13 protein-coding genes are annotated in these 12,524 nt (G+C 69.5%); 3 read left to right on the forward strand and 10 right to left on the reverse strand.

The genetic code is table 11. The features are described 5' to 3' along the window. Positions 1 to 329 precede the first annotated feature (329 nt). Together C6Y44_RS14935 and C6Y44_RS14940 are read left to right on the forward strand one after the other, a co-directional pair. Positions 330 to 947 carry a type 1 glutamine amidotransferase family protein gene (locus C6Y44_RS14935; RefSeq protein WP_172414967.1) on the forward strand — a complete coding sequence of 206 codons (618 nt, stop codon included), beginning with the start codon at positions 330 to 332 and terminating at the stop codon, positions 945 to 947. Beyond that, a complete protein-coding gene (locus C6Y44_RS14940) occupies positions 944 to 1,441 on the forward strand; it encodes a MarR family winged helix-turn-helix transcriptional regulator (RefSeq protein ID WP_120283117.1) in 498 nt (165 codons plus the stop codon). Before C6Y44_RS14935 ends, C6Y44_RS14940 begins: the two co-directional genes overlap by 4 nt. Here the strand turns inward: C6Y44_RS14940 and C6Y44_RS14945 are convergent. The 10 genes from C6Y44_RS14945 to C6Y44_RS14990 form a co-directional block, all read right to left on the reverse strand. Further along, positions 1,408 to 2,292, reverse strand: a complete 885-nt coding sequence (locus tag C6Y44_RS14945; protein ID WP_060652880.1) for an acyl-CoA thioesterase II — start codon at positions 2,290 to 2,292, stop codon at positions 1,408 to 1,410. The genes C6Y44_RS14940 and C6Y44_RS14945 overlap by 34 nt on opposite strands. Then, positions 2,289 to 3,710, reverse strand: coding sequence for a pyruvate kinase (gene pyk / locus C6Y44_RS14950; RefSeq protein ID WP_060652879.1), 1,422 nt, complete (start codon positions 3,708 to 3,710; stop codon positions 2,289 to 2,291). The genes C6Y44_RS14945 and pyk overlap by 4 nt, the downstream gene beginning before the upstream one ends. A gap of 91 nt (positions 3,711 to 3,801) precedes the next feature. After that, the gene (locus C6Y44_RS14955; RefSeq protein WP_159418089.1) at positions 3,802 to 4,767 is read right to left on the reverse strand and encodes a TM2 domain-containing protein; all 966 of its coding nucleotides are present in this window, start codon (positions 4,765 to 4,767) and stop codon (positions 3,802 to 3,804) included. Further along, the gene (lgt, locus tag C6Y44_RS14960; RefSeq protein ID WP_159418088.1) at positions 4,764 to 5,765 is read right to left on the reverse strand and encodes a prolipoprotein diacylglyceryl transferase; all 1,002 of its coding nucleotides are present in this window, start codon (positions 5,763 to 5,765) and stop codon (positions 4,764 to 4,766) included. Before lgt ends, C6Y44_RS14955 begins: the two co-directional genes overlap by 4 nt. Further along, positions 5,762 to 6,565: a tryptophan synthase subunit alpha gene (trpA, locus tag C6Y44_RS14965; protein WP_060652878.1), complete on the reverse strand. Its 804-nt coding sequence runs from the start codon at positions 6,563 to 6,565 to the stop codon at positions 5,762 to 5,764. The genes lgt and trpA overlap by 4 nt, the downstream gene beginning before the upstream one ends. Beyond that, positions 6,562 to 7,824, reverse strand: a complete 1,263-nt coding sequence (gene trpB / locus C6Y44_RS14970; protein ID WP_088898416.1) for a tryptophan synthase subunit beta — start codon at positions 7,822 to 7,824, stop codon at positions 6,562 to 6,564. The genes trpA and trpB overlap by 4 nt, the downstream gene beginning before the upstream one ends. Positions 7,825 to 7,936: 112 nt before the next feature. Next, positions 7,937 to 8,746 carry an indole-3-glycerol phosphate synthase TrpC gene (gene trpC, locus C6Y44_RS14975; protein WP_016696041.1) on the reverse strand — a complete coding sequence of 270 codons (810 nt, stop codon included), beginning with the start codon at positions 8,744 to 8,746 and terminating at the stop codon, positions 7,937 to 7,939. 91 nt (positions 8,747 to 8,837) lie between these two features. Continuing rightward, complete coding sequence (locus C6Y44_RS14980; RefSeq protein WP_159418087.1) at positions 8,838 to 9,503, reverse strand: TIGR02234 family membrane protein; 666 nt, start codon at positions 9,501 to 9,503, stop codon at positions 8,838 to 8,840. Further along, complete coding sequence (locus tag C6Y44_RS14985) at positions 9,500 to 11,083, reverse strand: anthranilate synthase component I (protein ID WP_024101208.1); 1,584 nt, start codon at positions 11,081 to 11,083, stop codon at positions 9,500 to 9,502. The genes C6Y44_RS14980 and C6Y44_RS14985 overlap by 4 nt, the downstream gene beginning before the upstream one ends. Positions 11,084 to 11,127: 44 nt before the next feature. Further along, on the reverse strand, positions 11,128 to 11,916 hold the full coding sequence (locus C6Y44_RS14990; RefSeq protein WP_159418086.1) for a dioxygenase family protein: 789 nt from the start codon (positions 11,914 to 11,916) through the stop codon (positions 11,128 to 11,130). Between the two features lie 110 nt (positions 11,917 to 12,026). On the opposite strand from C6Y44_RS14990, the gene C6Y44_RS14995 reads away from it, so the two are divergent. Further along, a complete protein-coding gene (locus C6Y44_RS14995) occupies positions 12,027 to 12,512 on the forward strand; it encodes a MarR family winged helix-turn-helix transcriptional regulator (protein WP_120283125.1) in 486 nt (161 codons plus the stop codon). Positions 12,513 to 12,524 lie beyond the last annotated feature (12 nt).

The raw sequence follows: 12,524 nt of genomic DNA on the forward strand, positions 1-12,524 counted from the left end.
CGGATGCGAGGAATTCCCGGTCACCGCCGGATCGTCGGTCACAGCGGACTCAGGGGAATCGTGAGAGCAGTGCGAGAAGCCCCGGACAGGGGGCGATCAGCGGCAACGACAACACGCAGGAGCCACGGCGCGTCGAGCGCGTGTGCTCACAGTCTGCGTGTGGGTGTTGCCCATGTTCTCCTCCGATGAGGTCGCATGCGACCTTCGACGACAGTGCCACGACGTGGTCCTGATCAAGGCTAATCGCCTCCGCGACCACCCGGCAAATCACCCTGGATCGACGATTCGACACCATTGACAGCATGCTGCTTTTTTGCCAGCATGCTGTCATGACCGAAACAGTTCACGTCGCCGTGTACGACACCCTGGCGGACTGGGAGATCGGATACGTCACGCCGCACATCGCAGATCCGGAATGGCAGCGCAGTCCCGGCCGGTATCGCGTCCGCACGGTCGGAGCCACGCCGGAACCGGTCACGACGAAGGGCGGACTCCGCATCCTCCCCGACACCGTGCTCGCGGACGTGACGCCGGAGAACAGCGCGATGCTGATCCTCGCGGGCAACGACATCTGGCCGACCGACGCCTACGCCCCCTTCGTCGACAAGACCCGGCAGTTCCTCGACGCCGGCGTTCCGGTGGCTGCGATCTGCGGCGCGACCGGGGCGCTCGCGGCAGTCGGCCTGCTCGACGAGCGACCGCACACGAGCAACGCTCTCGAATTCCTGCAGGGCATCGGCTACGGGGGCGCCGATCTGTATCGGGACGAACCTGCGGTCACGGACGGCGATCTCATCACCGCGAGCGGCATCGCCCCCGTCGACTTCGCCCGCGCGATCCTCGCCCGCCTCGACATCTACGAACCGCGCGTGCTCGACGCCTGGTACGCCCTCTACGGCGAGCGCGACCCGCGCGGCTACTACGAGCTCATGTCCTCCGGCTCGTGACAGAACCGAACGCGGCCGAGCAGCACCCGGCCGAGGCCGAACTGCTCAGCGCGGCCGCACTGACGGCCTTCCGGCTCAACGGCCAGTTTCTCGCGCTGGCCGAGACCCTGGCGCGTCCGGTGGGCCTGACCGCGGCCTGGTGGCAGGTCCTCGGCGCGGTCTCCCCCGCTCCGCTGCCGGTGTCCGCGATCGCCCGCGAGATGGGCATCACCCGGCAGAGCGTGCAGCGCATCGCCGATCTCCTCGTCGACAAGGGCCTGGCGGAGTACCGCCCCAATCCGGCGCACCGTCGCGCCAAGCTCGTCGCGATGACACCGGCCGGCCGCGACGCGATCCGTGCCATCGGCCCCGCCCACACCGACGCCGCGCGGGCACTGTGCGAGGAGACCGGATCCGAGAACCTGGCGCGGATCGTGGAGGGCATGCGCGCGTTGTCGGCCGCCCTCGACCGATCGGCCGATCAGCTCCCCGACGGACGACGCGGCGGGAAGTGACGGATGAGCCCTTCCTGCACGACGGTGGCGACGAGTTCGCCCTCGATGGTGAAGTAGCGGCCCGTCGCCATCCCGCGAGAACCGGCCGCCACCGGGGATTCCGTGGCGTACAGGTGCCATTCGTCGAAGCGGAGCGGACGGTGGAACCAGATCGAATGGTTGACCGTCGCAGCTACGATCCGGTCGAGTCCCCACGAGAGGCCGTGCGTGGTGAGGATCGAGTCGAGGACGGTCGTGTCGGACGCGTAGGCCAGCGTGGCGACGTGGAGCAGCGGAGCGTCGGGTAGTTGCCCGTCGGCGCGCATCCACACGCGGTTGTGGCCGAGCTTCTCCCCCGTTCCCCGCAACACCCAAGCGGGGTCGTTGGCGTACCGCATGTCGATCGGTTTGAGTGCGCCGACGAAATGCGGCAACTGCTCCTCGAAGCCACGCAGACGTTCGCCGATCGGCGGAAGTGCTTCGGGCAGCGGAACATCGGGAACGGTCACCGAGTGCTCGAGGCCCTTGCCCCACCGCTGGAAGGCGGCGAGCATGACGAACAGTTCCTGGTCGTCCTGGTACGCGGTGACCATCCTGTTCGCGAAGTCGCGGCCGTCGCGGTGGGTGACGACGTGGTAGTCGATGGGCCGCTTGACGTCGCCGCCCCGGATGAAATGGGCGTTGATCGCGTGCACGGGTCGATCACCGACGGTGCGCCCGGCCGCGATGAGCGCCTGCGCGACGAGTTGACCGCCGAAGGTGCGGCTGCCGACCTGTGCGGGATGACCGCCACGGAAGACGTTCTCCTCGACCTGCTCCAGGTCGAGCAGTCCGAGGAGAACGTCGAGATCCGTTGTGTCCGACAGTGTCACCGGGTGTCTTTCTCACCCAACCGGTGCACGTGGATGAGGTTGGTCGAACCCGAGCGTCCCGGAGGCGCTCCGGCGACGATCACCACGAGGTCGCCGCGCTGGTACCGGCCCAGCGACAGCAACGCCGCGTCGACCTGTTCGACCATCTGGTCGGTGGTGTCGACCGGCTCGACCGAGAAGGTCTCGGTGCCCCACGTCAGCGCCAGCTGGTTGCGGATGTGCGGGACGGGCGTGAACGCGAGCAGCGGCAGCGGGGTGTGCAGCCGTGCGAGTCGTCGCACGGTGTCGCCCGACTGGGTGAACGCGACGAGCGCCTTGGCGTCGAGACGCTCGCCGATGTCGCGGGCGGCGTACGAGATGACACCGCGCTTGGTGCGCGGAACGTGCGTCAGCGCAGGTACTTCCGTCGAATCCGACTCGACGGCGGCGATGATGCGCGCCATCGTGCGGACCGTTTCGACGGGGAACTTGCCGACGGAGGTCTCACCCGAGAGCATCACGGCGTCGGTGCCGTCGAGCACGGCGTTGGCCACGTCGGAGGCCTCGGCGCGGGTGGGACGCGAGTTCTCGATCATCGATTCGAGCATCTGCGTCGCGACGATGACGGGCTTGGCGTTCTCGCGTGCGATCTGGATCGCGCGCTTCTGCACGAGTGGTACTTCCTCGAGCGGAAGTTCGACGCCGAGGTCGCCGCGCGCCACCATGACCGCGTCGAAGGCGAGGACCACGGCCTCGAGATTCTCGACGGCCTCGGGCTTCTCGAGCTTGGCGATCACCGGCACGTGCCGCCCGACGCGGTCCATGACCTCGTGAACGAGTTCGACGTCGGCCGGTGACCGCACGAACGACAGGGCGATGAAGTCGACACCGAGGCGCAGGGCGAACTCGAGATCCTCGATGTCCTTCTCCGACATGGCCGGAACGGAGACGTTCATCCCCGGCAGGGAGACACCCTTGTTGTTGCTGACGGGTCCACCCTCGATGACGCGGCAGACGACGTCGTTGCCCTCGACCGCCTCGACGACGAGACCGACCTTGCCGTCGTCGACGAGCAACCGGTCGCCGGCGACGGCGTCCTGGGCGAGTTCCTTGTAGGTGGTCGAGACGCGGTCGTGGTCTCCGACCACGTCGTCGACGGTGATGCGGACCACTTCACCGTGTTCCCACACGGTGCGGTCCTCGGCGAATCGTCCGAGCCGGATCTTCGGCCCCTGGAGATCGGCGAGGATGCCGACGGCGTGCCCGGAGGCCTCCGACGCAGCGCGGACCCGGTTGTAGTGGCCCTCGTGGTCGGCGTGTTCACCGTGGCTGAAATTCAGGCGGGCGACGTCCATTCCGGCGTCGACGAGATTCCGCAGGACATCGGGGTCGGCGGTGGCCGGCCCCATAGTGCAAACGATCTTGGTGCGTCGGGTCACGCTTCGAGCCTAGCCTCCGAGCCTGCGACCCTCCATCCCAGCACCCCGGTGCGTGTCGCCGGGGTGCCGATGGGACGGAGACGTCGGGATGTCACGGACGGAGCTGGCGTCCGTTCTTGTCGCGGACCTTGCCGGTGAGCATGAGGATGCCGTCGATCAGCGGCCAGATGCCCCCGATACCGCAGGTGAGCCACGTGACGGCGATCTGCGCGACCGCCGTACCCGGCTGGTCGAGATAGAAACGTCCGGCACCGAAGGCGCCGAGCAGGATCTCCAGCACACCTGCGGTGACCTTGCTCTTGTCGGAGTACGGCTCGCCGGTGTAGGGATCGCGCCCGAAGGGCGCTGCGGCGTCGCGACCGTACGGGTTCGACGGGTCGGGGTAGCCGTAGGCGGGCATCACCCCGTAGCCGGGCGGCGGACCGTATCCCTGTCCGCTCTGCGGCGGCGGACCGTATCCCTGTCCGCTCTGCGGCGGCGGGCCGTAACCCTGCCCGCCCTGCGGCGGCGGACCGTAACCCGGCTGCTGCGATCCCTGCGGACCGGTGTACCGGCCCTGCGACGGGTCCTGCTGCGGGGACCCGATCGGGTAGTGCGGATCGGGTGTCCCGTAGACCGGTCCGGTGCCGGTCTCGGGCCGGCCCTGATGCTCGCCGTAAGGGTAGTCGCCCGGGGACGGATAGTCGGACTCGTGCTCGGCCGGTGGCGGGTAGCTGGGCGTGGTCCCCCAACCCGGTCCGTTGCCGACACCCGAGTAGGTGTCCCATCCCGGTCCCGGAGTGCCGGTGGAACCACCGAGGGAGTCGAGGGTGGGCGGTTGAGCGGACAACGAGGCCTGCGCGGTGGCGTCGTAATCGAACGCGCGTCCGAGATCGGGAGGCGGGGTGTGCTCGCTCTCCGAGGACCGCTCCGGCGTGTCGGCGCCGGAGGCGGACTCGCTCCGCTTCGTCAGGTCGGGCTTGGCAGGCTCCGTCGTGTCGGGCTCCGGCTTGGCAGGCTCCGGCTTGGCAGGCTCCGAATCGGATGCTCCCGAAGTTCCCGGGTCCTGTGTGGTCACGAGTGATCCCCTTTGCTGTCTCCGGACGTCGCTTCGTCGACTCTACCGGCGGCGGACGACGAGCTGTCCGACTCGACGCCCGTCCCGCCCTCGCCCTGTGCGGCCGGCTCTCCCCCGGCGCCCGCGGCGGCGGGGTTCAGCGACGCGGGGTCCTCGCGGCCCTTGCGGGCGAGGACGAAGTAGGCGACCGCGAGCACGAACACGATGCCCGAGGTGAACGAGTTGATCCGGATACCCGCGATCTGGGTCGCCGCGTCGGTGCGCATGAGCTCGATCCAGAACCGGCCCGCGCAGTACCCGGCCACGTAGAGGGCGAACAGGCGTCCGTGGCCGATCGTGAACTTCCGGTCGACGAACACCAGCAGCAGCACGACGGCGAGGTTCCACAGCAGCTCGTAGAGGAAGGTCGGGTGCACGACGAAGGCCACCTCGCCGGTGGACACGCCGTCGACCAACCCGGGCGCGACCTGCCCCGCGTCGTTGCGCCGTTCGTAGATCTCGAGTCCCCACGCCACCGTGGTCTCGCGACCGTAGAGTTCCTGGTTGAACCAGTTGCCGAGGCGTCCGATGGCCTGCGCCAGCAGGATCGCCGGGGCGAGGGCGTCCCCGAAGGCCGGCAGCGGGATCCCCCGCCGACGGCACCCGATCCACGCACCGAGCGCACCGAAGGCGACCGCACCCCAGATGCCGAGGCCGCCCTCCCAGATCTTCAGGGCGTCGACGGGGTCGTTGCCGTCTCCGAAGTACTTCTGCCAGTCGGTGGCGACGTGGTAGAGCCGCCCACCGATCAGGCCGAAGGGCACCGCCCACACGGCGATGTCGAGGACGGTGCCGGCCTGTCCGCCGCGTGCGACCCAGCGGCGGTCGCCCCACCAGATCGCCACGACGATCCCGACGATGATGCACAGGGCGTAGGCGCGGAGGGCGAAGGGTCCGAGATACCAGACGCCCTGCGGCGGACTCGGCAGATAGGCCAGAACAGAGGCAGTGGATGTCACGAGTGCACGTTAGCGGAGCGAACGCCCTTCGCGAGATCCCGAGTCAGTGCGAGCAACGCGTCGTGTCCCTCGGCCACGGCGGAGACCAGCGCGGAGCCGACGATCACGCCGTCTGCGTAGCCCGCGATCTCCGCGGCCTGGGCACCGTTGCGCACACCGAGACCGACACCGACCGGGATCTCGGAGTGCGTGCGCACCCGGGCGACGATCTCCGGTGCGCGGTTGTCGACGCTGTCGCGGGCGCCGGTGACACCCATGGTCGAGGTGGCGTAGACGAAGCCGCGGCACTTGTCGAGGGTGGTCGCGAGGCGCTCGTTGGTCGACGACGGTGCGACCAGGAAGATCCTGCCGAGTCCGTACTTGTCGGCCGCGGCGATCCATTCCTCCGCTTCGTCCGGGACGAGGTCGGGGGTGATGATGCCGAGTCCACCCGCGGCCGCGAGGTCACGGGCGAAGTTCTCGACGCCGTACTTGAGCACGAGGTTCCAGTAGGTCATCACGACCGCGGCGCCACCGGCGGCGGTGATCGCCTCGACGGCCGGGAAGACGTCGCGAACCCGGACGCCGTTGGCGATCGCCTCGAACGCCGCGTTCTGGATGGTGGTGCCGTCCATGACCGGGTCGCTGTAGGGGATGCCGACCTCGATGAGATCGCAGCCGCCCTCGACGAGGGTCTTCATCGCCTCGACGGAACGCTCGACGGTGGGATAGCCGACCGGCAGGTAGCCGACCAGTGCGGCGCGGTTCTCGGCGCGGCAGGTCGCGAAGATCTCGGTCAGGCGTTCGTGCGGGGCGCTCACTGGGCTGCTCCTTCGGTGCCGGTCCGGTCGGCGGACTCGTCGGTCGGCAGGTAGCCGAACCACTTGGCGGCGGTGTCGACGTCCTTGTCCCCGCGGCCGGAGAGGTTGACCAGGACGATGGCGCCCTTTCCGAGCTCGGGGCCGAGCCTGACGGCACCGGCGACGGCGTGTGCCGACTCGATGGCGGGGATGATGCCCTCGGTGCGGCACAGCAGCGCGAAGGCCTCCATGGCCTCGCTGTCGGTGACGGCGCGGTACTCGGCCCGGCCGGTGTCGGCGAGCCAGGCATGTTCGGGGCCGACGCCGGGATAGTCGAGACCGGCGGAGATCGAATGCGATTCGATGGTCTGGCCGTCCTCGTTCTGCAGCAGATACGAGAACGCGCCGTGCAGGGCACCGTGGGTGCCGCCGCCGATGGTGGCGGCGTGCCGTCCGGTCTCCACCCCGTCTCCCCCGGCCTCGCAGCCGACGAGCTTGACGGACGGGTCGTCGATGAACGGGTGGAAGATGCCGATCGCGTTCGATCCGCCACCGACGCAGGCGACGACGGCATCGGGCAGACGACCTGTGAGCTCGCGGATCTGGGCGCGCGCTTCGAGGCCGATGATGCGCTGGAAGTCGCGGACCATCGCCGGGAAGGGATGCGGGCCGGCGGCGGTGCCGAAGCAGTAGTAGGTGTTGTCGGCGTTGGTGACCCAGTCGCGCATCGCCTCGTTGATCGCGTCCTTGAGGGTGCGCGATCCGGTCTTGGCGGCGATGACCTCGGAGCCGAGCAGACGCATGCGCGCGACGTTGAGGGCCTGCCGTTCGGTATCGACCTCGCCCATGTAGACGCGGCATTCGAGACCGAGCAGCGCGCATGCGGTGGCGGTGGCGACGCCGTGCTGGCCGGCGCCGGTCTCGGCGATCACGCGGGTCTTACCCATGCGCTTGGCGAGCAGTACCTGCCCGAGCACGTTGTTGATCTTGTGTGAGCCGGTGTGGTTGAGATCCTCGCGCTTGAGGAAGATGCGCGCTCCGCCGGCGTGTTCGCTCAGGCGGGTGGCCTCGTAGACCGGAGACGGGCGTCCGGTGTAGTCGCGCTGCAGGCGGTCGAGTTCGGCCAGGAAGCCGGGATCGACGCGTTCCTTCTCGTAGGCAGCGGTGACCTCCTCGATCACCGCCATGAGCGCCTCGGGCACATAGCGGCCACCGAAGACTCCGAAATGGCCGCGGACGTCGGGTTCGTGCGCGGTCGGAGTGGCGAGGGCTTCGCTCATCGAAGGAAGCCCTCGGCCCTTGGCGGAAAGTGCGGAATCGTCTGCAGTCACGCGTCCAGTCTGCCCCACCACGCGACGCGGATCACGTGGGGGTCCGGACCGGCCGGGACGGTCAGCGTGCCGGCTTGGGGCACGACGGATGCGTGCCCACCGTCACCAGTTCGGCGACTGCCTGGCGCGGATCCCCACTGGTCACCAGTCCCTCTCCGACGAGCACCGCGTCGGCGCCCGCGCCCGCGTACGCGAGCAGATCGGCCGGGCCGCGAACACCCGACTCGGCGATCTTGAGCACGTTGCTGGGCAGGCCCGGCGCGATGCGCGAGAAGGTCGTCTTGTCGACCTCGAGGGTCTTGAGGTTGCGGGCGTTGATCCCGATGACGGTGGCACCGGCTTCGAGGGCGCGGTCGGCCTCCTCTTCGGTGTGCGCCTCGACCAGCGCGGTCATGCCGAGCGACTCGACGCGGTCGATCAGCGCCGTCAGCACGGTCTGCTCGAGTGCCGCGACGATGAGGAGCACGATGTCGGCTCCGTGTGCCCTCGCCTCGTGGATCTGGTAGGGACCGACCACGAAGTCCTTGCGCAGCACGGGAATGCGGACAGCGCGACGGACTGCGTCGAGATCGGCGAGGCTGCCGTGGAATCGGCGTTCCTCGGTGAGAACGCTGATGGCGCGAGCGCCTCCGGACTCGTACGCTGCAGCGAGCTCGGCGGGATCGGCGATGTCGGCGAGAGCACCCTTCGAGGGGCTGGCGCGCTTGACCTCGGCGATGACCGCGATGCCCGGTTCGCGCAGCGCGGCCTTGGCGTCGATCGGCGGGGGCGCGGCCGCGGCCGCAGCCTTGACGGAGGCGAGATCGAGGGCCGCCTCACGGGCGGCGACGTCTGCTCGCACTCCTTCGAGAATCGAATCGAGAACTGTCATCGTGGCTCGAGTCCTTTCCCACCCTGCTCAATCCCGATGTGATCAAGCTCATCGGATCTGTCTAGAAGAGTAGTGAAGTGGTTTACAGCGGTCACCGGCGGGTGTCCGTATCACCCTCGTCACCGTCGTCCGTGGGATCCTCACCTGCATCCAGCGCGTCCCACAGACCGCGTTCGGACAGGGGTTCGTCGTTCTCGGCGCGCCGGGCGACCGCCTCGCGACGTGCTGCCGGGGCGTCGTACTTCGACGACAGTCCGGCCGCCTCGCGCGGGGTGCGCCACAGCGTCACCGCCGCAGCGAGGGCCGCGACGGCGCCGACGATCGCGAGGACGGCCGGCAGCGGATAGGTCTGGACGGCGGTCACGGTCGCGCGGTCGGGCAGCGCGGCGACACCGGCCGCGGTCTCGGGGTCTGCGTCGACGGTGAGCAACCGGACGGCGGGGATCGCGGCCGCGACGGCGACGACCGCGACCACGAGCGAGACGAGACGCAGCGCGAGTCCGCGCACCGCGAAGACGGCGGCGACCGCCGCGAGCAGCACGAGAGCGAGCGGGGTCAGTGCCGCCGCCCAGCGGCCACCCTCGAGGTCGTCGACGCGGTCGATCCCGAGTCCGTCGGACGAGACGGCGGTGACCCACGTCATCCGGCTCGATGCCCACAACAGGGCTGCACCGACCCCGAGCAGCAGGGCGGCGATCACGGTCGGCCGGCGCCGGCGTCCGGTGGTGGGGCCGGCGTCCGGCGTCTCCGCGGTCACCGTGCGTCACCGCCGTAGGTGGTGAGGGTGGACGCGGCGGCCACTGCGGCGAGGGCGGACATGGCCTTGTTGCGGGCCTCGGTGTCCTCGGCCTCCGGATCGGAGTCGGCGACGATGCCGGCACCCGCCTGCACGTAGGCGACGCCGTCCTTGACGAGCGCGGAGCGGATCGCGATGGCGGTGTCGGCGTCGCCCGCGAAATCGAGATAGCCGACGATGCCGCCGTAGATGCCGCGGCGGGTGGGTTCGAGTTCCTCGATCAGTTCCATCGCGCGCACCTTCGGCGCCCCCGACAGGGTCCCGGCGGGGAAACACGCCGTGACGGCGTCGAGGGCGTGCTTGCCCTCCGCGAGTCGCCCGGTGACCGTGGAGACGAGGTGCATCACGTGGCTGTACCGCTCGATGTGGCGGTAGTCGTGCACCTCGACGGTGCCCGGCGTGCACACCCGGCCGAGATCGTTGCGGCCGAGATCGACGAGCATGAGGTGCTCGGCGTTCTCCTTCTCGTCGTGGACGAGGTCCTTCTCGAGCAGGATGTCCTCCTCCTCGTTCGCGCCGCGCCACCGGGTCCCGGCGATGGGATGGGTGGTGGCCACCCCGTCCGAGACCGTCACGAGCGCCTCCGGGCTCGATCCGACGATCGAGAAGGCCGTCTCGCCGTCCGGGCCGGGGATGTGGAGCAGGAACATGTACGGGCTGGGGTTGGAGGCGCGGAGCATCCGGTAGACGTCGATCGGCTCTGCGTCGCAGTCGATCTCGAAACGCTGCGAGAGCACCACCTGGAAGGCCTCACCGGCCTCGATGTCGCCGATCAGTTTGCGGACGTCCGTGCAGAACGACTCGGTGGTGCGCTGACGGCGGTAGTCGGGTTCGGGCCGCGAGTAGGTCGCGACGGTGGCCGGCGCGGGCGCGGCGAGCGCCGCGGTCATCCGGTCGAGGCGGGCGACGGCGTCGTCGTAGGCCTCGTCGACGCGCTCGTCGGAGCCGTCCCAGTTCACGGCGTTGGCGATGAGCCAGATCATGCCCTCGTGGTGGTCGACGGCCGCGAGGTCGGTGGCCAGCAGCATCACCATCTCGGGGATCTGCAGATCGTCCTCGGCGAGCGTCGGCAGCTTCTCGAGATGACGGACGACGTCGTAGCCGAGATAACCGACCATGCCGCTGGTGAGGGGCGGCAGTCCGTGGATGCGATCGGTGTGGAGCAACTGGAGGGTCTCCCCGAGGACGTCGACGGGGTTGCCACCCGTGGGCGCGCCGGCCGGGACGTTGCCGTACCAGGCGGCGTCGCCGTCGACGACGGTCAGCGCTGCCGGGCTCCCGGCGCCGATGAACGACCACCGCGACCACGACCGGCCGTTCTCCGCCGACTCGAGCAGGAAGGTCCCGGGGCGGTCGGCCGCGAGCTTGCGGTAGGCCGACAGCGGGGTCTCCGCGTCCGCGAGCACCTTGCGGGTCACCGGGACCACGCGGTGCTCGGCGGCCAGCTGGCGGAACTGCTCGCGGGTGGTCGTCGAATCGGAACGGCCGCCACCCGAGGAGTCGGTGGTGGCTGCGGGAATGGTGGTGGGCTCGCCGGACATGGGCCCCATCATCCCAGGGACCTCGTCCGGCTCTGCAGCCGCCGTCAGGCGACCTGGAACGAGCGCTTGGCCAGGCCCATCCAGAAGCCGTCGACGACCTGGTCGATGCCGCGGCCGGGAGCGTCGGAGGCACCGAGGGTGACGAACAGTGGGGCGAAGTGCTCGACCGTCGGATGCGCGTAGGGCATGCCCGGTGCGCGGTGCCGGAAGTCGAGCAGCGCGTCGACGTCGCCGCGCGCGAGCTGCTCGGCGGTCCAGTGGTCGAACTCCGCGGACCAGCCCGGTGCGGGCGCCTCGGGGCGCGGGTCGCGCAGGAAGGGCAGACCGTGCGTGGTGAATCCGGAACCGATGATGAGCACACCCTGCTCGCGCAGCGGCCGCAGTCGTGTGCCCAGGTGCAGCAGGCGTTCCGGATCCAGTGTAGGTAAGGAGATCTGCAGCACCGGGATGTCGGCATCCGGGTACATGACGGTCAGCGGCACGTAGGCACCGTGGTCGAGTCCGCGGTGGGGTTGCTGCACGACCGGTTCGTCGTCGGGCATCAGTGCCGCGACCTGCCGGGCCAGTTCGGGCGCGCCGGGGCTGGTGTAGGTCACCTCGTAGAAACGGCGCGGGAATCCCCCGAAGTCGTACACGAGCGGGGTGCCGGTGGTCGTCGAACCGATGGTCAGCGGAGCGGATTCCCAGTGCGCCGAGACCACGAGGATCGCTGTGGGTCGCGGCAGGTCGGCCGCCCAGCGCTGCAGCTGTGACACCCACAGTTCGCTGTCGACGAGCGGCGGGGCGCCGTGACTGAGGTACAGGGCGGGCGTGGTCGCGGAATCGATGGTCATGACATCCCCTCAAGTTGAAGCTTCAAGTATCATAGAGGAGAACCCGTCGCGCGGCCATGTTCATTCCCCGGCCGGGTGCGACAGCGAGACCGAACGAGCGAGGAGCAGGCATGAGCAACGAGGACCCGCGGTGGCTCGATCCGACGCAGCAGAACGCCTGGCGGGCGCTCGTCTCCGTCGTCACGCGACTGCCGGCCGCGCTCGACACCCAGATGCAACGCGACTCCGACATGACGCACTTCGAGTACTTCGTCCTCGCACTGCTCTCCGAGAACCCCGAGCGCCGACTGCGTCTCAACGCCCTCGCCGCCGAGGCCAACGCGTCGCTGTCGCGGCTCTCGCACGTCGTCACGCGCCTCGAGAAGCGCGGCTGGGTTCGACGCGAACCGGTTCCGGGCAGTCGCGGTTCGTACGCCGTGCTCACCGATGCCGGTTACGACACCGTCGTCGAGGCGGCACCGAGCCACGTCGAGGCGGTGCGCAGGCTCGTGTTCGACGGCCTCGACGACGACCAGGTGCGCGCGCTCGCGCGCCTGGGCTCCGCCCTGGTCGAGCAGATCGACGAGGGGATCGCCGGCGGTATCGGCAAGGCGTGAGCCGCCGCCTCA

Source organism: Rhodococcus rhodochrous (genome assembly GCF_014854695.1).
In the GTDB taxonomy this organism is placed as follows: domain Bacteria; phylum Actinomycetota; class Actinomycetes; order Mycobacteriales; family Mycobacteriaceae; genus Rhodococcus.